Annotated in this window: 18 protein-coding genes; 15 read left to right on the top strand and 3 right to left on the bottom strand. The window is 29.5% G+C overall.

What is annotated here, in order from left to right; all coding sequences use genetic code 11:
• Nucleotides 1-22 precede the first annotated feature (22 nt).
• From ABDZ93_RS16990 to ABDZ93_RS16955, 8 genes are all read left to right on the top strand, one after another.
• On the top strand, nt 23-1240 hold the full coding sequence (locus ABDZ93_RS16990) for an MFS transporter (RefSeq protein ID WP_343827697.1): 1218 nt from the start codon (nt 23-25) through the stop codon (nt 1238-1240).
• Nucleotides 1241-1427: 187 nt separating this feature from the next.
• On the top strand, nt 1428-2069 hold the full coding sequence (locus ABDZ93_RS16985; protein ID WP_343827696.1) for an ABC transporter permease: 642 nt from the start codon (nt 1428-1430) through the stop codon (nt 2067-2069).
• A 3-nt stretch (nt 2070-2072) separates the two neighbouring features.
• A complete protein-coding gene (locus ABDZ93_RS16980; protein ID WP_343827695.1) occupies nt 2073-2978 on the top strand; it encodes a glycine betaine ABC transporter substrate-binding protein in 906 nt (301 codons plus the stop codon).
• 20 nt (nt 2979-2998) lie between these two features.
• Nucleotides 2999-3730, top strand: coding sequence for an ATP-binding cassette domain-containing protein (locus ABDZ93_RS16975; protein WP_343827694.1), 732 nt, complete (start codon nt 2999-3001; stop codon nt 3728-3730).
• A gap of 226 nt (nt 3731-3956) precedes the next feature.
• Complete coding sequence (locus ABDZ93_RS16970) at nt 3957-4727, top strand: hypothetical protein (protein ID WP_343827693.1); 771 nt, start codon at nt 3957-3959, stop codon at nt 4725-4727.
• 272 nt (nt 4728-4999) lie between these two features.
• On the top strand, nt 5000-5515 hold the full coding sequence (locus ABDZ93_RS16965) for a DUF4489 domain-containing protein (RefSeq protein ID WP_343827691.1): 516 nt from the start codon (nt 5000-5002) through the stop codon (nt 5513-5515).
• A gap of 329 nt (nt 5516-5844) precedes the next feature.
• Complete coding sequence (locus ABDZ93_RS16960) at nt 5845-6984, top strand: aminotransferase class V-fold PLP-dependent enzyme (protein ID WP_343827690.1); 1140 nt, start codon at nt 5845-5847, stop codon at nt 6982-6984.
• Between the two features lie 67 nt (nt 6985-7051).
• A complete protein-coding gene (locus ABDZ93_RS16955) occupies nt 7052-8782 on the top strand; it encodes a flavin monoamine oxidase family protein (RefSeq protein WP_343827689.1) in 1731 nt (576 codons plus the stop codon).
• A 240-nt stretch (nt 8783-9022) separates the two neighbouring features.
• Here the strand turns inward: ABDZ93_RS16955 and ABDZ93_RS16950 are convergent, their stop codons facing one another.
• On the bottom strand, nt 9023-9538 hold the full coding sequence (locus ABDZ93_RS16950) for a DUF4489 domain-containing protein (RefSeq protein ID WP_343827688.1): 516 nt from the start codon (nt 9536-9538) through the stop codon (nt 9023-9025).
• A gap of 236 nt (nt 9539-9774) precedes the next feature.
• Nucleotides 9775-10563 carry a hypothetical protein gene (locus ABDZ93_RS16945; RefSeq protein ID WP_343827687.1) on the bottom strand — a complete coding sequence of 263 codons (789 nt, stop codon included), beginning with the start codon at nt 10561-10563 and terminating at the stop codon, nt 9775-9777.
• Nucleotides 10564-10735: 172 nt separating this feature from the next.
• On the opposite strand from ABDZ93_RS16945, the gene ABDZ93_RS16940 reads away from it, so the two are divergent.
• The 7 genes from ABDZ93_RS16940 to megL all read left to right on the top strand — a co-directional run bounded on the left by ABDZ93_RS16940 (nt 10736) and on the right by megL (nt 20113).
• The gene (locus ABDZ93_RS16940) at nt 10736-12292 is read left to right on the top strand and encodes a hypothetical protein (protein ID WP_343827686.1); all 1557 of its coding nucleotides are present in this window, start codon (nt 10736-10738) and stop codon (nt 12290-12292) included.
• Between the two features lie 80 nt (nt 12293-12372).
• Nucleotides 12373-12642, top strand: coding sequence for a putative Se/S carrier protein (locus ABDZ93_RS16935; RefSeq protein WP_343827684.1), 270 nt, complete (start codon nt 12373-12375; stop codon nt 12640-12642).
• Between the two features lie 295 nt (nt 12643-12937).
• Nucleotides 12938-14434 (top strand): YncE family protein, encoded by a 1497-nt coding sequence (locus ABDZ93_RS16930; RefSeq protein WP_343827683.1) that lies wholly within the window; start codon nt 12938-12940, stop codon nt 14432-14434.
• Nucleotides 14427-15953: a hypothetical protein gene (locus ABDZ93_RS16925; RefSeq protein ID WP_343827682.1), complete on the top strand. Its 1527-nt coding sequence runs from the start codon at nt 14427-14429 to the stop codon at nt 15951-15953. Before ABDZ93_RS16930 ends, ABDZ93_RS16925 begins: the two co-directional genes overlap by 8 nt.
• Nucleotides 15954-16447: 494 nt before the next feature.
• Nucleotides 16448-17176: an HAD-IB family hydrolase gene (locus ABDZ93_RS16920; protein WP_343827681.1), complete on the top strand. Its 729-nt coding sequence runs from the start codon at nt 16448-16450 to the stop codon at nt 17174-17176.
• Nucleotides 17177-17390: 214 nt separating this feature from the next.
• Nucleotides 17391-18638 (top strand): sigma 54-interacting transcriptional regulator, encoded by a 1248-nt coding sequence (locus ABDZ93_RS16915; protein ID WP_343827680.1) that lies wholly within the window; start codon nt 17391-17393, stop codon nt 18636-18638.
• Nucleotides 18639-18916: 278 nt separating this feature from the next.
• Entirely contained in the window at nt 18917-20113 is a 1197-nt protein-coding gene (gene megL, locus ABDZ93_RS16910; RefSeq protein ID WP_343827679.1) for a methionine gamma-lyase, read from the top strand.
• A gap of 109 nt (nt 20114-20222) precedes the next feature.
• Here megL and ABDZ93_RS16905 read toward each other — a convergent pair whose 3' ends face one another.
• On the bottom strand, nt 20223-22004 hold the full coding sequence (locus ABDZ93_RS16905) for a tetratricopeptide repeat-containing glycosyltransferase family 2 protein (RefSeq protein ID WP_343827678.1): 1782 nt from the start codon (nt 22002-22004) through the stop codon (nt 20223-20225).
• Nucleotides 22005-22259 lie beyond the last annotated feature (255 nt).

Genomic DNA, 22259 nt, shown 5'->3' with positions numbered 1-22259 from the left:
TACTATGTTATAGGAGATAAATATGAATATTGGAAATAATGTTTTTTTTAGAAAAAAGGAATTACGTAACTTTTGTATTTATAGATTCATTTTTGGGATTAGTTATAGTCTCATGATTCCAACCATACCACTTTTCTTTGACTCTATAGGAATCACTACTTTAACCATTGGGACTGTAATGTCTTTATATGGAATAAGTAAAACATTAACTCAAATGCCTTTTGGAATTGTATCTGATACAATAGGAGACAAATTAACGCTAATGCTAGCATTAATTTTAATGACTTTTGTTCCTTTTGCTTATACTTTAACTAATAATCATCTATTAGCTAGTTGTATATATGTAATACAAGGAGCAATACTTGGTATGGCTGCCCCTGCAACTTTTTCTATATTGTCAAGATCCTTAGATAGAAGTAAAAGAGGAGAAAGTACAGGACTAGCCTCTGCAGTTTTTACACTTGGTGGTGGAATTGGTGCAGCTATCAGTGGATGTATTGTAGCAAAACTAGGAAATTATAATATGGTATTTTATATATCATCAATTGGGATACTAATTACATTTATATACGTTGGCTTACAAATAGGTAAAATTAATTTAACACAGAGTAAAGTTAGATTTAATACAAATAAAAATAGCAGTAGAATCAAAGTAATAGGTGAAGAAATAAAAAGATATAATCTTAAATATAAGATTATAGTATTAGGAACTATTGCATTTTTGGGTGATTTTATATATGGATGCATTGTAGCCCTTTTTCACTTTTATGGACAAGATATTTTAGGTACATCAACTGTATATACTTCTGCAATAATATCAATTTATTTACTTGTTTTTGGATTAGGAGCACCTATTGCTGGGTGGGTAAGTGATAAAATAGGAAATAGAAGACAGTTATTTCTTTCTTTCAACGTTATGAATATTACATTGCTAGGATTAACTTTTACAAGAGATATAATTATTTTTACTGCGATAATAATTATGTATTTCTTAGGTGCTACATTCCTAAATGCAGCATTACAAAGTTCGCTTTCAGAATTTGGTGATAACCTAAAGATAAAAGGTATTGTATTTGGCATTGTTGGAGCATCTGAATCATTGGGATATTCCCTTGGTCCCATAGTTTCAGCATATATATATCAGTTAAATAAGTCATGGTTATTTATGGGATTATTAGCAGTTTCAATTTTAGTTTCAATTATTTATATATTATTATCTAAAAAAGCCTGTATAACATAATGTAGTTAAGTATATTAAATAAAATATTTCACTAGGTAGTAAATGAGATGTAGGGATTTTTAAATTTTCTAAAAGTTTTTTAGAGAATTTTTTTCTTTTTTGAGGAATATGTATAAAAAGAATGAGCTTTTGTTAATGTATTTAAATTCATATTAAAGATAATAAATAAAAATTTTGGGAGGTTGAAATGATTAAAGAAGTATTTCAGTTATATATTGATAGGTGGCAATTTTTCTTAAAGCTAATAATGGAACACTTGAAGATTGCAGGAATATCCATATTAATAGCTGCAATAATAGGGTTAATATTAGGAGTTTTTATTAGTGAGTATAAAAAGACATCTCCACTAATTCTTGGTATAACAAATTTTGTTTATACAATTCCGTCTATATCACTTCTTGGTTTTTTAATTCCTTTTTCAGGGATTGGAAATACCACAGCAGTAATAGCCCTTACTATTTATGCACTTTTACCAATGGTTAGAAATACATATACAGGAATAGAAAATATAGACTCTTCCATAATTGAATCTGCAAAAGGAATGGGGAGTACATCTTTTGAAATATTATATAAGGTTAAACTTCCTCTTGCTACTACAGTAATATTGTCTGGACTTCGAAATATGGTAGTTATGACAATTTCTCTTGCGGGTATTGCTTCATTTATTGGAGCAGGTGGACTTGGAGTAGCTATTTATAGAGGGATAACTACCAATAATACATCAATGACCATTGCAGGAAGTTTATTAATAGCTTTATTAGCATTGGTATCTGATTTTATCATCGGAAGTATTGAAAAAATTATTAAAAGGAAATGGAGGCTACTATAATTTATGAAAAACTTAAAGAAATATTATAAAAATTTTTCTGTTTTAGTATTATTTATTTTTGTAATTTCTATGGAAGGGTGTTCAAGTAAAAACGAAACGATTAAGATAGCAACAAAACCAATGACTGAACAATTTATCTTGGGTGAGATGTTGGCATTACTCATTGAAGATAATACTGATTTGAAGGTTGAAATAACTAAAGGAGTAGGTGGAGGTACAAGTAATATTCACCCTGCCATTGTAAAGGATGATTTCGATCTTTATCCGGAATATACTGGAACTGGTTGGAGCTTTGTACTAAAAGAAGAGGGAATTCCTGATGATGAAACCTTATATAAGGAGCTTACAGAAAAATATGAAAGCCAGTACAACTTAAAGTGGGTTGGATTGTATGGATTTAATAATACTTTTGGGTTAGTAATAAGAAAAGATATTGCAGAAAAGTATAATATTAAGACTTACTCTGATCTTGCAGAATATTCACCAGAGCTTACATTTGGAGCTGAATATGACTTTTATGAAAGAGAAGATGGATATGATGCATTATGCTCTACTTACGGATTAAAGTTTAAAAAGGCGTTAGATATGGATATTGGTCTTAAATATGAAGCTATAAATTCTAAGGAAATTGATGTAATGAATATATTCACAACAGATGGTCAACTTGCCAGTTCAGATATAGTAGTCCTGAAAGACGATAAAAATTTCTACCAAACTTATTATTGTGGAACTGTTGTACGTGAAGAGGTCCTTAAAAAGCACCCAGAATTAGAAGTAGTTTTAATGAAAATGGAAAATATTTTAACTAATAAAGAAATGGCTGAATTAAATAATAAAGTAGAGGAAAATGGCCTTGATGAAAGAGAAGTGGCAAAGGAATTCCTAATAAATAAAGGATTATTAAAGTAATTATAATAGAGGGAGAATATATGGAAAAGCAAGATGTTATATGTTTTGAAGGTGTTTCAAAGGCATATGGTAAAAACCTGATATTAAATAATTTCAATTTAAAGATAAATAAGGGAGAATTTTTAACTATAATAGGTAGCTCAGGTTGCGGTAAGACTACGATGCTAAAACTAATAAATGGACTACTTACACCAGAGGGGGGAAAAGTCCACGTAAATGGAGAGGATATATCAAAGGTGAATCAAATTGGATTGAGACGAAGGATTGGTTATGTTATCCAAGGTGTTGGATTATTTCCACATATGAATATAAGAAAAAATATAGCTTATGTGCCTAATCTAATAAAGAAAGATGACAAAATTGAGGTAGCATCTAAGGTTGAAAAGTTGATAAAAATTGTTGGATTAAGTGAAGATATGTTAGAACGTTATCCCAGTGAACTTTCAGGGGGACAGCGTCAAAGAGTTGGTCTTGCAAGAGCTTTAGCTGCATCACCAGAGATATTACTTATGGATGAACCTTTTGGTGCAGTTGATGAAATAACTAGAAAGCTATTACAAGAAGAAATCTTACGTATTTATAAAGAGCTTAATGTAACCATTGTATTTATTACTCATGATATCAAAGAGGCATTAAAGCTCGGAACTAGAGTGCTTGTCATGGATAAGGGGAAAATAATACAAATTGGATCGCCAGCTGAAATAAAAGAAAATCCTAGGACTGATTTTGTGAGAAAGTTAATTGGTATATGATGAATTATTTAACACTCACTTATAAATAAATATATAATTTATAATCAATTTGTCATCATAAAATTTATGTGGTAGCAAATTTTTTATAAGATATTATTAATTTAGGTCATTTTTGGTAATATAACATATGTTTTAATTATCACCAATTTTCTCTTCTAGCATATGATGTATTGAAAGTATAAAATAGATTAACTTTTATTACAGTTTTTCAAAAGGAGGAGAATTTATGTCCATTAACTTTAATAAATTTATACCACGTCCAGGCCTTGTAAATAAGCAGGGGCGTTTACCTGATCCTTCAGAATTAGTTTGTATTGAAGTACCAAAGATTTTTGATCAATGCTTAATTAAAAGGTGTCTTGTATATGGTGAAGGTCCTGACACAAATACAACAGATTGTGAATTAAGAAGTGATCCACTTATTGATCCTAAGAGATATATTGGAAGTAGAGACTTCGATGTAACGCTAATATCTGTAGATAAGATACCAGTTAGAGGGAAACTGGGATTCAAAAAAATAGTTCTTAATTATATGATTTCTTTCTATGCTGATTATATTGATTGCAATGGTATTACTAAAAGTGAATTATATGAAATTAACAGAACTGATGTAATCGGGAAGTTCTACTGTCCTGATTCCATAGCTCAAATTTCAGCTAGTTTTGTACCTGTTCAACAAGCAGAAGATTTAGATTCTAATATTATAAAACTTGAAATGGTTGCTGAAGCTCTTGATGGTGAGTTACTACAAGATTCAAATGGAGATGATGTTCTAGATATTACTTTGGGTTATTACATTGTTGTAAAATGTGAGCTTATTGTACAATTACTCATACCAGCTTATGACTACTGTCCAGTTCCAAAAGAATTATGTGAAGAAGAGCCTGAAGATCCATGTGAAAGATTTGATAGAGCTCCAATTCCTAAGTTCTATCCAGATCAAAACTTAGACCCATTATTCCCAGATAGTGACGATAATGATGAAGAGTACGATTAGTAAAAATTATAGACTTTATTATGATAAAAAGAATACTTAAGGTTTTTACAGGTAAATGAGGAATATAACTTAACTAAAATCAGTAGTTATGAAAGGTGATGATAGTTTTAAGTGTATTGTCATGTTTTTCAATAACTTCCTATCTATTATCACCTTTTTCCTAACAAACTCATATATTATAATAAAAACACTTAATAAATAGGTTACTACACTAAATTACTCATACAATTGACTTTATTAAAATTTATCTAATTAAAAGGAGGATTCTATTTATGAATTCAATGTCAAAAGATTGTTTTAACCCTTGTAAACATGATCCTTGTAAAAAGGAAATTAGAAAGGACAAACACTGCGCAACTATTATAAAATGTGGTACTCCTAGCGCAACTACAATCCCTGTAGCTACTATAGCTGGTACAACCTTTACTGTTAGTTCCGTTACATTAGATAATTCTTGCTTATGTAACCCAACAACTAAGCTAGAATTCGCAAGTAATCTTGTTGCTCCAGTTGTCTTTACAGGAACTCTAAACTTCCAAGTATTTAAACTTTGTAGAGGTCAGGTTACGCCAGTTCCTGTTGGACCTGCATGGACATTTGATTTAGTGGCATTACTTTCATCAAAAACATTCTCATTCTTTGTTTGTGACTGTGATTCTTGCTTTGATGATTGCTGTACCTATACTGTAGTTGCAACTGTTACTAGTCCAGTTACTGTTGGTACACTTAATATCAACAACGCAACACTTGGAGCTATATCAACATGCGGTAGAGGTAATTGTTGCTAAAGATAATCATATATAAATAGATTAGCTTAGTTAATTTTGATATATAAATAATTAAATTACTGATATTAATATTACAAAGTCTCGGAGTGTGAATTTTTCATGCCGAGATTTTGTTATGTTTATATATAGGTTAGTGAATAATTGATATATTTTATTGTTAAAAGTAATTACATTCTTTATATTTTTATGAGCAATCACGAAACTTTAACCTTTTGAATATAATATATAATAAGCAAGAGCTTTATGACTTTAGGTTTCATTATAGATATTTCTTACTTTAATGATAAGTCATATATTTATTTGCATTGTTACTAGAAAAGGAGGTTTATATGATTTATTTAGATAATGCAGCTACGTCCTTTCCAAAACCATCGGTAGTTTATGAAGAAATGCTAAATTGCATGAAAAATTACTGTGCTAATCCAGGGCGAGGCTCTCATGATATGTCAGTGAAATCAGCTTTGAAAATCATGGAAACAAGGGTAGTAATATGTGAATTATTTAATATACCTAGCCCTTTAAATTTGATTTTTACCAGTAATGCTACAGAAGCCCTAAATATATCAATTAAAGGAGCTTTAAAAAGAGGGGATCATGTTATTAGTACTGTAATTGAACACAATTCTGTTTTAAGACCACTTCATTCATTAAATGAAGGTGGAGTTGAAATCACTCTGGTGGGTGTAGATAAAGCAGGTTATGTAAATTTCAAGGATATTAAAAAGGAGATTAAGGGAAGCACCAAAATGATCATTATCAATCATGCTTCTAATGTATTAGGTACTATTCAGGATATAGAAAGTATTGGAAGGCTTTCAAAGGAAAATGGGATTATATTTATGGTAGATGCATCTCAAAGTGCCGGAATGATTCCCATTGATGTAGAAAACAATCATATTGACCTATTAGCTTTTCCCGGGCATAAAGGATTATTTGGGCCTCAAGGAACAGGGGGATTATTTATAAGAGAGGGTATTAGACTAAGGAATTTTAAAGAAGGTGGAACAGGAAGTAACTCACACTTTATGGTCCAACCAGACTTTATTCCGGATCAATTTGAAAGTGGAACACTAAATACACCAGGCATTGCTGGTTTATGTGAAGGTATAAAATTTATTAAGAGAATTGGGATAGATAATATACGAAAATGTGAAGAAGAATTATCAGGGTATTTGTTAGAAGAGATGAAAAAACTTTCTTATGTAAAAATCTATGGAAGTGATTTTAAAAAACAAAGAAGTGCAGTAATATCTTTAAATATAGATGGAATTGATGCTTCGATTGTTGGTGAACAATTAAATGAAAACGGAATTGCTGTACGGACAGGCTACCATTGTGCACCTTTAATACATGGTGTAATTGGTACAGAGTATGCTGGTACGGTGAGAGTGAGTCCGGGATATTTTAATACTTTTGAGGATATAGAAAAATTAGTAGAAGCAATTAAGATGATTTATAGATTAAAATAATGTGAAATGGAAAATACAGTACATATATAATTATATATGTAATAAAAAACATTAGGATGTGAAAGTTATGAATGCTTGTAATAATTCAAACTCTCTTTATCAAATAGACAATCCTTCTGATTGTGAAAGATACATGATGCTTGAATATATACTAAAGATGCAGAATAGATTAGATGATCTAAATAATATAATTGATTTAATGAGTCCACCTAAAGATATAACAAACATTTGCCCAATAGGATATGCTAAAGATATTAAGGTAGCGATAATTGGTGCAGGAGAGGCAGGGCTAGCTGCAGCCTTTGAACTCAGAAAGATAGGATGTAACATTACTTTATTTGAAGCAAGCCAGAGAATTGGTGGGAGGGTATACACCTATTATTTTGATAGAAATAATAGATATTATGGTGAATTAGGACCAATGAGTATACCAGTATCTCATGAGACTACCTGGCATTATATCAATCTTTTTAAGCTTAACACAAGCCCATTTGTAAATAATAGCACTAATGCTATGTTTTATGTAAGAGGTGAAAAGGCTGTGAACGATCCTAAAGGGAAATATATATCAAGGAATATATATCCTAGATTTCACTTGACAGACAGTGATAGAAGCAAAGCTCGTTCGCAACTTTATAGAAAATTTTATCAAAAATACCTAGATTCTCTTACATCAGAAGAAAGAAAGGAGTTAGTTGAAACTAAACCCAAATACTTAAAGAGTATAGAGGACATAGATAAACTAAGTTATAGAAGAGCATATGAAAATGCAGAGTTTAGTGAAGAGGCCATATCAATGCTAGGCTATTTGGATGGTAGTCAGCAGTTTTTTAAACTAAGTCTTACTGAAATCCTACAGCAATATTATACTGCTGATTCTGAGTGCACTTACCGTATTAACGATGGCATGATTAACTTACCGCTTTCGATATATGGAGCACTTTGTGATAATACAGAAATAGAAGATGTATATAAAGGTATAGATAAAGATAAATTAGGTCATGTAGATATAAAAGTGGGTTCTCCAGTTGACGGCATATATAATTCATCTTCAGGGGATAAAATTCTTCTTAAATATACGGAATGTGGAACAAGTAAAGAGAATTTAGAGGAATATGATTATGTTATATGTGCCATGCCTTTTCCAAGCTTGAGGAGAGTTGAGATTAATCCTCTTTTTACAGTGACAAAGATGCAGGCAATAAATGAAATGAACTATGAAACAGCACAAAAGATATATTTATATATTAAGGAAAGGTTTTGGGAGATGGGAAATGCATCCAAAAGAATAGTAGGTGGAAAATCTTTTACTGACCTCCCACTAACTTCAGTTTACTATCCATCAGATCATGCGAAACCAGTATATAATAAATATGGGAAATGGACGCTAAAGCCTGATGTAAGTCCAGAAGAACCAGGTGCATTGCTTGCTAGTTACAGCTGGTGTCAGGAAGCGGTGAGATTAGGCAATGAAAACCCAGAATTGCAAGTTAACGACGTTATAAGATATCTAGAAAAAATGCATGAACTTCCTCCTCATTATATTAATGAAAATCTTATTGACTATAAGTCATTAATTTGGTCTGATGTACAGTATATATGGGGAGCAGGAGCACTATCTAAACCCCAGTATAAAACACTATTTTCCTATGCTGTAACTATTCCAGAGATGGGAAATAGAGTATTTTTTGCAGGAGAGCATATATCGCAAAAACATGCATCACAACAAGGAGCTTTACAGAGTGGTATGATTTCAGCAAATGAAGTAGCAAAGCAAATAATAGATAACAAAGAGTAGACAGGGGTTTAAAGGTATAAATGCAATGACCTACATCAACTAGATATAGGTCATTTTGTTATAAATTATATGTATAAGAAGTTTTGATTTCCAATGTTAGATGGAATAGATGGGGTATTGCTATCATGGCTATATTCTTCCAAAATAAAACCGCTTATAGTAATAAAAGTTAAGGACAATAATTAAATGTCCTTAACTTTAAATTAGCTAAACTAAATTATTTTCATATATACCTAATCTTTAGCAACAGTTACCTCTACCGCATGTTGATATAGCTCCAAGTGTTGCGTTGTTGATATTAAGTGTACCAACAGTAACTGGACTAGTAACAGTTGCAACTACAGTATAGGTACAGCACTCATCAAAGCAAGAATCGCAATCGCAAACGAAGAAAGAGAATGTTTGTGATTCAAGTAATGCTACTAAACTGAATGTCCATGCAGGTCCAACAGGAACAGGTGTAAATTGACCTCTACAAAGTTTAAATACTTGGAAGTTTATAGTTCCTGTAAAGGCAATTGGAGTAACAAGATTACTTGCAAATTCTAACTTAGTTGTTGGATTACATAAGCAAGAAGTGTCTAAAGTAAGAGAACTTATGGTAAAGGTTGTGCCTGCTATAGTAGCTGCAGGTAGTGTAGTAGAACTAGGATTACCACATTTTATAATAGTTGGGCAGTGTTTGTCATTTTTACATTCTTTTTCGCAATGATCGTGTTTGCAAGGATTATGACAATCTTTTGACATTGAATTCATAAATAAAATCCTCCCTTTAATTTAATAAAATCAATTATATGAATAATTCTGTTATTCTCTCATTTGTTAGGTGTTTTCATTATAGTATATGAGTTTGGTAGAAAAAAGGTGATGATAGATAGGCATTTATTAAAAAATATAATAATATACTTAAAAATATTATCACCTTTCATAATTACTAATTTTATCGAAGTTACATTATTCATATAGCTATAGAAACCTTAATTATTCTTCAGTTATAGTAATTCTGATAATATGGCTTCATTATCGTCACAGTCACAGTCCGGGAATAATGGGTCTAAGTTTTGATCTGGATAGAACTTAGGAATTGGGGCTCTATCAAATCTCTCACATGGATCTTCTTCAGGTTCTTCTTCACATGGTTCTTTTGGAACTGGACAGTAGTCATAAGCTGGGATGAGTAGTTGTACAATAAGCTCACATTTTACAACAATGTAGTAACCTAAAGTAATATCTAGAACATCATCCCCATTTAAATCTTGTAGTAATTCACCGTCTAGAGCTTCAGCAACCATTTCAAGTTTTATAATGTTAGAATCTAAATCTTCAGCCTGTTGAACAGGTACAAAACTAGCTGAAATTTGAGCTATGGAATCAGGACAGTAGAACTTTCCAATTACATCTGTCCTATTAATTTCATATAATTCACTTTTGTTTACGCCATCGCAATCAATATAATCAGCATAGAAAGAAATCACATAATTAAGAACTACTTTTTTAAAGCCAGGCTTTCCTTTAAGTGGAAGCTTATCTACGGAAAGTAGCTCTACATTGAAGTCTCTACTACCAATATATCTCTTAGGATCAATAAGCGGATCGCTTCTTAATTGAGTATCTGTTGTATTTGTGTCTGGACCTTCACCGTATACAAGACATCTTTTAATTAGGCATTGATCAAAAATCTTAGGCACTTCAATGCAAACTAATTCTGAAGGATCAGGTAAACGCCCTTGTTTATTTACAAGACCAGGACGTGGCACAAATTTCTTGAAGTTAATGGACATAAATTCTCCTCCTCTTGAAAAATTATGATAAATGTATTTAATACTTACAATACATCATATGTCAGAATATTAAAGTGGTGATATTAAAAAGTCAGGTTAATATAATTTTTGTTCTATAGAAGTGCATAATAAGTTTTTATTTAAATATAATTTTATAAAGGGGGGAGTGAGTATGAATGATGTATATCCTTTAATATATTGTGACTATAAAGATAACATATGGAAGTTTTCACGAAACGACAATAAAGAATTATGTTATAGAATTATGTACAGAGAAGGAAAATGGACTAAAGAAACTATAATTGATGTAGAGGTTCTAGGATTCGATGTTTATGTTAGTACAGATGAGACAATACATGTGGTATACAGTAATACTAAAGGGGAACTGAGATACTGTACTATGAAAGATAAGCGATGGTTGGGAAAGCTACTATATCAAGTGGAAAGTGAAGAATTTAAAATACAAAACTTAAAAGTTGAAATTATCGGAGATGAGATGCACATCTTTTATTTACTAGTAGGTAATGATGGTAGTGACCATGGAGTGTTAATGCATTGTATATGGAATGGAAAAGAAACTAAAACTACTACAATACAGGATATTATATTGATACCTAATTTAAAAGAATACTATTCAGTACATGTAAATAAAAAGGGTAATATTTATGCATTTTTTATTTCAGATGAAGGTGATGAGATATCTTTAAGCTATTGTAACTTTGAAAATTACAGATGGTCATCTGTAAGAAGGCTTTATGGCATTCAAGGAGAGGATATAGGATTTGAAGTGTCAATGGATCAACAGGAAATTCATATACTAAATAAATCTAGAGAAGATGCTATTTATTTTCTTGATCATGTTTCTATAGATATTATCGGAAATATAAAAGAATTCAGGGTTCATGAAAGTAGAAAAGAATTGAAAGAACCTATACTATTTACTAAAGGCAATAAATTGTACTCTTGTTGGCTAGAACAAGGTAATATTTTTCATTCGGCCTTTGATGGTGAAAAATGGAGTAGTGCAGTTTATTTTGATAGAGGTAATGAGCTCACAGTAGAAAGATATAATTGTTTTATTTGTATAGATAAGGATAGTGCTATTAATGCAAAAAAAGTTTATGGAACTAGTGGACTAGATTTGTATTTGTTTAATCCAATTGAGGTTATAACAAATATGAAAGATTCATTAAAAAAAGAAGGAAATCAAGTTAAAGAGGTAACACTTCAGGAAAGGGAATCAATTGAAAATTTAAAACTTGAATTATCTAGTCTAAATTTAGAAAAGAAAAGTTTAGAAAAGAAAATTACAGCATTAAATCTACAATTACAAAAAAATCAAAGATTTATAGATGAATATGAAGAACAAATTGCTAGAATATTAGAACAAAAGCGGAAGGCAGATGAGAATTGTAATATATTTTTGAAATTGCAGAAGAACATTCAAAAAGAGTTAGAGGGCACAAAAAAAAAGCTTTTGGAAGAAGAACTCCTTACAACAAATATTCAAAGAGAGTTAGAATATACAAAACAACAGTTGCTAGAAGAAAGAAAGATTAAAGTAGCAGTAGAAAATAAATTGAAAGAATGTCAAGAAGAAAATGTAATAATTAAACAGCAAGGTGAGATCATAAATGAAGAAAAAAGGAGATTGAGTGAAGAACTTGAATTAGAAAAGAATCAATCCATTATGGAACGATTACTAAGAAGAAGGACAAATGGAGTATAAAGTCACTTCTAAAGCTTTAAAGCATACAATAAAGTAAAGGGCCTGTATAAATTAAGGCGTCACAAAATAGAGGTGATAATATGAAAATAGAAGATTACGATTATATCATGATCTTCACTTCTCATCACAGGGCACTATATATTTACGAGCGTTTAGTTCGAAAAAATATAGTGGTAAAACTTGTTACTGCTCCTAATAAGATTAATATTAGTTGTACTCAAGCAGTGAAATTTAAGGAAATAGATATGGAAGCCATACAGAAAGAATTACAAAGAAATAATATTTACCCAACTAGTATGTATAAGATTGTTAAAGACGGAAAAAGTGAAACTTATGAATTAGTTGAATAATATTTGCTTGGTTAGTTTTTTATATTTATATTGCATAATAAGCAAGCATAAAGCATATTTTTTAGTATAAGAGTGAACTCGGAAACTAATTTCAAATAGAATCAAAAATAGTTTTTATATAGTTTTAGTACCGATCACTCTTTAAATTATTATTTGGATTAATTTATAATTAAAATCACTCTTATAGGCTGAAAAAGTTAAAATTGAATATTATAATAGACCTGGAATACGGAGATAAAGATTTACTAGTGACACAATATGATTTATTAGTAAAGGAGGGAGTGAAGGCGAGTCTATGTTTAATAAAAGAGAGAAAGTCATCTATTATATATCACATTTAGGAACAGGAAAGGTATCTATAATTGATGGGGATAGTTATAGTATTATAAAAGAGATTGAAGTTGGGCCAAGGCCTCTAAATGTTATTGTTGATGAAAGAAGCAATGTGTATATAGCTAGTGATAGAAATAGTAAAGTTACACTTATTGAGGATTTATATGATTCAAATAGAACATGGAATATTACTAATAATGGTAATATAAAAGTAGATTCCATAGCTCAGAAAATCTATGTCTGTGATACTGAGGAAGTATGCATTTATAATCTAAGAACTGGTGAAAAGCTTGCTTGCATAAAAGGGTTTATGGCTGCAGATAGTTTACAACTTGACAAAGATAAGAAAAGATTATTTGTACTGGACATTTTTCAGAATGAAATAAATGTTTATGATACATCAGATTTCAGATTAATAAAAGTATACAAAGATGTTGGGACTGCGCCTAGCTGTATTCTTATTGCAGAAGATGAAAAATATATTTATATATGTAACAAAGGAATTAATAAAGGAAATTATATGGGCAATGTCTCTATATTGAATCTTGAAAATGGAGATATTTCATATATAGATTTCCCAAAAGGGTCTGATATTACATCCTTAGATCAGGCCGGGATTCTTTTATATGTAGCAAATAGTGGGTTGCATAGAATTGAAGTTATAGACATATTAAAAAGAGAACGTATAGCAACAATAAAAACTACCCTACCCAAATTGCAAAAACTTAGATTATCTCCTGATAAAGGAACACTACTTGCAACTAGCAGAAGTACTGATGGAAAGGGTGTACTTGATAGGATTGATACTTCTAAAAATGTTATTTTAGATACTTTTACTTTTGAACAAAATAATAGTATTCCATACGATATTGGGGTGGTCACTCAGAGTAAATTTCAAATAGAGAAAGAATCTTTTATTTTCACGGATTCAGAAGATAAATGGAAACAAGAAAATGAAACCACTATATTGGCAAAAAAAGTTCTATCTACTTATCAAGAAAAAATAATATTTTCTCAGATTTCAAATGAAGTATCTTCAAAGGATGAAAAGATTATAAATGTAGAAGAAATTGTATTCCAAAAGTGTGAAATCATAAAAGAAACAAAGAATAGAGAAATTATAGATAGTCGAAAAAAATATTCAATACTACAGTATGACTTTTATATTCCATACTACATAGAATGCAAAGATGAACGGGAACAAAAATATATAATTGAAGGAAAACTTAAGGGAACACAAAAAGCGACATTATATATACCCGAATATGCAGAACAAGAGGGAGTAGAATTTATAGTCAATTCTTTTGCTAAATTAACAAGTACTCCAGTAATCATAAACAACAGTTTGAAGTTTGATGTTAGTGTTTTGATTTCAACAAAGGTAATTGTAGAAGAAATAGTATTTATTCCATTTTGTAGAGACTGTGAAGGTTGTAGAGGAGAGGGGAAAAATGACTAACGAAAAATATGATTGTTTTTTGGTTAAGCAGAAAGATGGAAGATTACTAAAGTTTTGTTATGATAGTAAGCAAGGCATATATTATCAAATATTTATGAATCATGAGTGGTCAGAGAAGATGGGCATTTATAAAGATAGTTTTGAATATTTTTATGTTTTGGAGGAGGGGAATGGGAAGATTCATGTTTTCTGTCAGGATATTTGTGGTGATCTTATTTTATCAACATTGGAAGGAAAAGAATGGACGCATAAAACTCTCCTCCATATGAAGTGTGATGTAATTACACCTATACGCATTAGAGCTTTTTTTTGCTCCAAGGATATTCATTTACTATATAACGTAGTAGATAAACATACTTATTCAGAAATATTAGTTCATCAAGTTGCTGAAAATGGAACATTATGGACTCAACCGCAAATAATTGCTAACTTAGAATCTTACTCTAAGTTTCCTTATGGTACTTACCAAGCATGTGAATCTAATATAATCCTATTAAACACCATGATATCTGGAGTATATCAATTAATTTCTAGAAGTTTCCACATTGTAGAAGGGAGATGGGGAAAGGAAGAAGTTATACACATGTCTCTCTTACCATACATAGATTTTACTTTTTGTGTAGAAGAAAATAGAAAGCATTACCTGTTTATTACTCAAGATGATCATGTTAATAGAGTGATTTACCAGTATAAAGAAGTGGGGTTACAAAAAAACACTATACTGTTTCAATATGAAAAGATTAACTCTTGCACATTAATATTATATAATAGGGTGTTATGGGCTTTGTGGATTTGTGATAACAAGCTTTATGGATGTTTTTCTGAAGACTATGGACAAAATTTTAGCAATCCTCAAGTGTACAGGCACTTTGATAAGATATTACCTGTGAAAGTATTCTATCAAGAAAATATAGAAGATAAACAAAACAATTATTTTATTAATGAGATATATGTAGTGAATGTTAATGGACAGGAACAATTGTTTTTGCCGGAACTTTTAGAAGCTTCAATAGATACTGAAGTAGAGAATAATAAAAACTTAGAGCATAAGGTTGAAAATTCTACATTTAAAAAGGAAGAGTTAAAAAGTTATTTCTCAAAAGTTAAAATACTTAGAAGAGAAAAAGAAGAATTAGAATTAAAACTTAAAGAGGCTTATGAAGAACTAAGAACATTGAAAGAGGGTATGCAGCATGAAAAAAATCAAATATCAAATTTGAAATATAAGTTTTATAATGAAAAAGAGAAAATTAAAATATATATGTATGATAATGATGTATTAAAAAAGAAAAATAGTTGTTTAGAGCAGATGCTATTACAAAAGGATAAAGAAAAAATATTAATGGAAAAGAAATTAGATGAAAAAGAGAAAGAAAGTGAAAATTTAAAACAACAAATTAGTATTAAGAGTGCTGAGGATTTATCTGACACAGAAGAAGTTAAAACAAGAAATGAAAATAAAATATCAAAACATGTGAGATTTTCTTTGATTAAATGGTTACTAGATGATGAAATTTAAAAGTATTCCTAATAAATTTATAATAAAATGTCCTTGACAAAAGAGTGCATTTTATTATGTAAAATAGCACAGATTTTTAATAAATAAAATTTCCATATAAATTATATAATAGAAATGTATAGTGTTTATAATATGAAAATATAGGATTTTATGCATTTCTATTTTTATGTATTTCATACAATTGAATTAATTAAAATTGATAAAATATTCATATACATAAAGTAACATATAAAAAATCTCCGTAGCTTTCATATTTTTATTATAGAGATCTTGTATGAAATATTTAAAGATTATAATAATAGAAAATAAAGGATTTATTTCATGGATTAGTAAGGTCTAAATTAGTAAACCTTATTATGAATACTAGACTTTAAATCATAAATATGGTATTGTAGATAAAATATTATAATGGAAACTTCTTCTTATATTTATTTGAAGAAGTAAATTTATTAACCAAAGAGTAGATTTGAAATGTCATTTAAGGAGGGCTTTTTATGGGAAGGGTTGCAGCATTTTTTGATATAGATGGTACTATCTATAGAGAAGGATTAATAACAGAAGTTTTTAAAAAAATAATAAAATATGAATTAGTTGAAGAAGATAAATGGTATAATGAAGTTAGACCAGCTTTTTCCAAATGGGATATAAGACAAGGTGATTATGATACCTATTTACTTAAAATGATTGATGTTTATATTGAAGCTACTAAGGGTTTGAGTAAAGAACATATAGAACACATAGCTAGGAATGTGATTAATCAAAAAGGTGATAGAGTATATACCTTTTCAAGGGATAAAATTAAATGGCATAAGGAACAAGGACATGTTGTAATTGCTATTTCAGGATCTCCTATGGAGCTTGTAAGAGAGATGGCAGATAAGTATGAAATGGACGATTTTAGAGGTACCATTTATAAAGCTGATGACCATGGAAAATATACTGGTGAAATTATTCCAATGTGGGATTCTATTAGTAAAGAAAATGCTTTAATGGAGTTAAAAGAGAAATATGATATAGATTTAAGTGAAAGTTATGCGTATGGAGATACTTCTGGAGATTTAACTATGTTTAAATCTGTAGGAAATCCTTATGCTATAAATCCGACTAAAGAACTAATTTCAAAGATAATAGAAGATGAAGAAGTAAAGAAAAAAATCAATGTTATAGTGGAACGAAAAGATGTAATATATAAATTAGATATTAATAATTTAGAGTTAATCTAATATCGTGAGATATTAGTATTGAAAGATTAATAGAGTTTAAAAAATTGCAGACTGGATTTAGAGAAAAATTACACATATATCACATTGCCTTAGATATGATTTCCTTATAAAATAAAGGTTTATAAGTTTAAGGTATAGCTAAAAGTGGCGTTACAATAGAAGTCTTGTAACGCCACTTTTAAACATAGTATATTTTTACAAAAGGGGTATTTGTATGATTAGATTTGAGATAATTACAAGAGATAGATTGGGGATTACTGTAGAGATATTAGAGAAAATTTATAATAGGAAAATCAATTTAATTTCCATGGAAGTGTTTTTTCAAAAGGTATGTGTAAAGGTTGAGGATATGGGAAAAGAGGAAAAAAAAGGGTTGATGAAAGAGATTTGCAATATTAAAGATATAATTTCCATTAAGGAGATGGAGCTATTATATTATGAGCAGAAAGAAAAAAAGCTAAAGGATATAATAGATTCAATAGAGTGTAGGGAATTCAAAAATATAATTGGTACAAGTAAGGCTATAGAACGGGTAAAAAATATGACTCTGACTATTGCAAAGAGTAACTCAACAGTGCTTTTAAGAGGTGAAAGTGGTACAGGTAAGGAGGTCTTTGCAAAGGCAATTCATGATATAAGTCCTAGAAGCAATAAGAATTTTATTGCTATTAACTGTGCAGCATTACCAGAAACATTATTAGAGAGTGAATTATTTGGATATGAGCCAGGAAGCTTTACAGGTGCAATGATAGGTGGAAAAGATGGAATCATTAAAGAAGCTAAGGGGGGCACTTTATTTTTAGATGAAATAGGAGAAATGCCTATGCTTATCCAAGCAAAGTTATTAAGGGTGATACAAGAAGGAAAGATTAGAAAGATTGGTAGTAATAAAGAAGAAGCCATAGATGTAAGAATAATAGCTGCAACGAATAAAAATCTTGAGGATATGATTAAAGATAAAACCTTTAGAGAAGATTTGTATTATAGATTAAATGTAGTTCCTATGTATATTCCAGCATTGAAGGAACGATTAGAGGATATTCCACTTTTTGTGCAGTTTTTCATAGATAAATTAAATTACAAATTAAATAAAAACATAAAGGGGGCTGATATTGAATTTATTAGTGAACTAATGAAGTATCATTGGCCTGGAAATGTTAGAGAATTACAAAACGTTATAGAAAGAGCAATGAATTTATGTAAGAGTGAGATATTAACTGCAGAGGACCTTTTTATCAATTTTAGAAGCGATGTTTATAACTTTGAGACTAAAGATATCATAGAAAAAAAATCAAATGAATATTTACAGTTACCATTGAAGGATATAATGGAGAAGTGTGAAAAAGAAATTATTGAAAAAGTCATAGTGAAATATAAAAGTTATAGAAAAGCTGCAAGTGTACTCAATGTATCTCATACCACTATAATGAATAAAATTAATAAATATAATATAAAAATTTAGAGTACTCTTTCGTATTCACATATGTAAAAAAAACTTTACGAGTGTAAAAATAATTTTACAAAAAAACTTAATAAGTAAAGAAATGTTTACACTGCTTTAGTATAAATATTAAGTAGTGGGATATGTGAAAATAAAAAATTTTTCTTTGCCTTGTTGTTAAAGCCCTACTTAAAATTATATTAACATAGATTTAGGTATTATTTAGTTTTTTTAAAATTTGGCACTGAAATTGCTATATATTAATTGTAATAAAACTATATATTGGGAGGAATAAATTAATGGGGAATAATTTAAAATCAATGGGGTTTGCAACTAGAGCAATTCATGGTGGACATGTAAAGGATCAATTTGGTTCTTTGGCTACTCCTATTCATCAAACAGCAACTTTTGTTTTCGATTCCGCTGAGCAAGGCGGTAGAAGATTTGCCCTTGAAGAGGGAGGATATATTTACTCAAGACTTGGTAATCCAACTAATACTCAATTGGAAGAGAAATTAGCAATGCTAGAAGGTGCAGAGGCAGCAATTTCTACTGCATCAGGAATTGGAGCTGTTGCATCAGCATTTTGGACAGCTTTAAAAGCAGGTGATCATGTTGTAGCAGCAAAAACTCTTTATGGATGTACCTATGCTTATCTAAACCATGGAATAAGTAGATATGGTGTTGAGGTAACCTTTGTGGATGCAACAAATCTTGAAGAAGTAAGTCAAGCAATGAGAGAAAATACTAAAGTAGTTTATTTGGAAACACCAGCAAATCCAAATCTTGAAGTTGTAGATATAGAAGCTATAAGTAAGATAGCTCATCAGAATAATGATTGTATAGTGATGGTTGATAATACTTTCTGTACTCCTTATATTCAAAGACCATTAGAATTTGGAGCTGATGTAGTAATTCATTCTGGAACAAAGTTTTTAAACGGCCATGGAGATGTAATTTCTGGTTTTGTAGTTGGAAGTGCTGAATTTATAAAGAATGTGAGATTGTTTGGTGTAAAGGACATGACAGGTGCTAGTTTAAGTCCTTTCGATGCATTTTTAATTATTAGAGGTATGAAAACTTTAGAAATAAGAATGGAAAAACATTGTGATAATGCCATGAAAGTTGCAAAGTTTTTAGAAGAACATAGTGCAGTAGAAAAAGTATATTATCCAGGTTTAGAAAGTTTTCCACAGTATGAATTAGCTAAAAAACAAATGTCTTTACCAGGAGCTGTGATTGCTTTTGAGGTAAAAGGTGGAATTGAAGAAGGTAAGAAAGTTATAAATAGTACAGAGCTTTGTACAATAGCGGTAAGTCTTGGGGATGCTGAAACTTTAATTCAACATCCAGCATCAATGACACATTCACCATACACTAAAGAAGAAAGAGAAGTGGCTGGTATTAGTGATGGATTAATAAGAATAGCTGTTGGTCTTGAAAATGTTGAGGATATAATTAATGATTTAGAAAAGGCTTTAAAGTCTATTTCATAGTAGACACAGCAAATTAATAAAAACTCCTAAATTAATTGAAATTAATTTAGGAGTTTTTATTATGAAATTTACTTTATTGAGAACATGAATTGTTTGGAAAATTAAACTGCTACATTAATATCTGTAAACCCTCAACATCATAAACTTCAAATTCTTTTATTGACCTAATGATTTCTTTTTTTGCAAGCTCAATATATCCATATTTATAATATAGTTTTCCTAGATTAAGAAGCACAAATTTATTATTTATTAAATTTAGTAAGTTTACAGCTATTTTAAGTTCATCATATTTATCATTTATAAGCAATATTTCACATATTTCTAGAATGATATCAAGATATTCCCTTTCATTTTCTTCTTCGGATAAAAGAGTGGTGGATTCTTTGGTAAATAATTTTAGAAACTGTAAATATACTTCCAATAGTTTTTTATTGTAACCTGATAAGATATCTTCTTTAAATTTGTTCAATAAAGACAAAGCCTCATTATAATTATTAATTAATACGCTACTTATAACTTTGTACATTGAAAAATGCAAATTAGAAGAATTATCATCAACTGTATTGTTCATGTTAATGCACTCAGTAAAGGAACCGGACATAACAAGACATTTAGCTTTAATTAATACCAACTCTTCAGTAATAGTTCCAGATAGTTCACATTTTTCTACGTACTCCAATGCTATTTTATAGAATCCTTCATTATAAAATAAATCTGCAATAATATGATTAGATTTTGGATAATTAGAAATAAGATCTTCTATAATCTTTTTAAAGTTATCCATTGGAGTATTTTTAATTTTTAATATATCTCCAATAAGGTATAATGGATTAAGAAAATCGGGCTTTGATTTAAGTGTTTCAATATAATAATTGTATGAAGAATCATAATCTTTTAGAGTGAAGTAAGCATTACCTAACTCATAGTATGCTTTGAAACTTCCTATTCCATATAAGCACTTTAATTCAGATGGTGATTCTCCTAATTCGATACATTTTTCTAGAGCTTTTATCTGAGGTATAGGCATATTCATATCTTTGAAAATAAGAGATTTTAAAAAATATAAGTCAGTGAATTTAGGGTAGTGCTCAATACCAATGTCTATGAACTTAAAAGCTGTATCATAATCTTTTATTTTATAATTTAAGAAAACTATCCTAAATATTAGTAAATAACTGTATCCGTTATAAGGGTCAAATTTCTCATAGGATTTATAGTAATGTTCTAGTGCAGTTTCATTATCATTTAATGCTGCATATTCGGTACCTAGGTTAAAGTGAGCAAAGTAATCATTTGGATCTTTTTTTATTTGCTCATTTAAAATAGGTATATTTCTATTTCTTTTATTCTTAGACTCTATAGACTTAGTCATATATCCATAATGATTAATTTGTATTAATTTATAAATTGCTTTATATTTGTTTTCTGAGTATACTAATTGATTATGAATTTCTCCCTCATAGTGAGTTCCATGGTTATTTTTAAATAGTCTAGGATTTAAATTTATAGTTATTGAATTATCATCAACAATATTTCCATAATAATTTAATGTTTCAAAGTAATAAATCGCATTTTCATCTAACTGTCTATTTAATAAATCTTTCAAGTTTTCTTGATTCTTAGGGAATAATTCATCATCTGCATCTAATATGAGTATCCAATCTTTGGTAGCATATTTTAATGATTCATTTCTAGCTTCACTAAAGTTATTGTTCCAAGGAAAATAGTAAACCTTAGCCCCAAAGCCTTTAGCTATATCTACAGTTTTATCAGTAGATCCTGTATCAACAATAATAATTTCATCAACAATATCACTAATACTACGAAGACAGTTTGGCAAGTAGGTTTCTTCATTTTTTACAATCATACATAAACTTACTTCATTTTTCATAATATATTTTCTCCTCTTTGAAATAAATAAGTTACTTAACTATAAACTTCTACCTAGTTCGTAAGATTTCATAATAAAATAGATTCATTATTTGAGTAAATCAATAAAATACTATATTAATTTTACTTCCATATATAATATGTGTAATTTAATAAACTGTTCTTAGACTGATTTACTATTAATCCAATAGTTACTATACTACTAATGTGTATTTAAGATTGATAACTATATTAATAGCATCTACCTTTAGAAAAA

It is taken from the genome of Clostridium subterminale (genome assembly GCF_039521425.1).
GTDB lineage: Bacteria > Bacillota > Clostridia > Clostridiales > Clostridiaceae > Clostridium_J > Clostridium_J subterminale.
This window is presented reverse-complemented; position numbering and strand designations above follow the sequence as displayed.

What these genes read in the sequence shown, in the direction of transcription:
- ABDZ93_RS16990 (WP_343827697.1), top strand. Translation starts at nt 23, where the DNA reads ATGAATATTGGAAATAATGTTTTTTTTAGAAAAAAGGAATTACGTAAC.
- ABDZ93_RS16985 (WP_343827696.1), top strand. Translation starts at nt 1,428, where the DNA reads ATGATTAAAGAAGTATTTCAGTTATATATTGATAGGTGGCAATTTTTC.
- ABDZ93_RS16980 (WP_343827695.1), top strand. Translation starts at nt 2,073, where the DNA reads ATGAAAAACTTAAAGAAATATTATAAAAATTTTTCTGTTTTAGTATTA.
- ABDZ93_RS16975 (WP_343827694.1), top strand. Translation starts at nt 2,999, where the DNA reads ATGGAAAAGCAAGATGTTATATGTTTTGAAGGTGTTTCAAAGGCATAT.
- ABDZ93_RS16970 (WP_343827693.1), top strand. Translation starts at nt 3,957, where the DNA reads ATGTCCATTAACTTTAATAAATTTATACCACGTCCAGGCCTTGTAAAT.
- ABDZ93_RS16965 (WP_343827691.1), top strand. Translation starts at nt 5,000, where the DNA reads ATGAATTCAATGTCAAAAGATTGTTTTAACCCTTGTAAACATGATCCT.
- ABDZ93_RS16960 (WP_343827690.1), top strand. Translation starts at nt 5,845, where the DNA reads ATGATTTATTTAGATAATGCAGCTACGTCCTTTCCAAAACCATCGGTA.
- ABDZ93_RS16955 (WP_343827689.1), top strand. Translation starts at nt 7,052, where the DNA reads ATGAATGCTTGTAATAATTCAAACTCTCTTTATCAAATAGACAATCCT.
- ABDZ93_RS16950 (WP_343827688.1), bottom strand. Translation starts at nt 9,538, where the DNA reads ATGAATTCAATGTCAAAAGATTGTCATAATCCTTGCAAACACGATCAT.
- ABDZ93_RS16945 (WP_343827687.1), bottom strand. Translation starts at nt 10,563, where the DNA reads ATGTCCATTAACTTCAAGAAATTTGTGCCACGTCCTGGTCTTGTAAAT.
- ABDZ93_RS16940 (WP_343827686.1), top strand. Translation starts at nt 10,736, where the DNA reads ATGAATGATGTATATCCTTTAATATATTGTGACTATAAAGATAACATA.
- ABDZ93_RS16935 (WP_343827684.1), top strand. Translation starts at nt 12,373, where the DNA reads ATGAAAATAGAAGATTACGATTATATCATGATCTTCACTTCTCATCAC.
- ABDZ93_RS16930 (WP_343827683.1), top strand. Translation starts at nt 12,938, where the DNA reads ATGTTTAATAAAAGAGAGAAAGTCATCTATTATATATCACATTTAGGA.
- ABDZ93_RS16925 (WP_343827682.1), top strand. Translation starts at nt 14,427, where the DNA reads ATGACTAACGAAAAATATGATTGTTTTTTGGTTAAGCAGAAAGATGGA.
- ABDZ93_RS16920 (WP_343827681.1), top strand. Translation starts at nt 16,448, where the DNA reads ATGGGAAGGGTTGCAGCATTTTTTGATATAGATGGTACTATCTATAGA.
- ABDZ93_RS16915 (WP_343827680.1), top strand. Translation starts at nt 17,391, where the DNA reads ATGATTAGATTTGAGATAATTACAAGAGATAGATTGGGGATTACTGTA.
- megL (WP_343827679.1), top strand. Translation starts at nt 18,917, where the DNA reads ATGGGGAATAATTTAAAATCAATGGGGTTTGCAACTAGAGCAATTCAT.
- ABDZ93_RS16905 (WP_343827678.1), bottom strand. Translation starts at nt 22,004, where the DNA reads ATGAAAAATGAAGTAAGTTTATGTATGATTGTAAAAAATGAAGAAACC.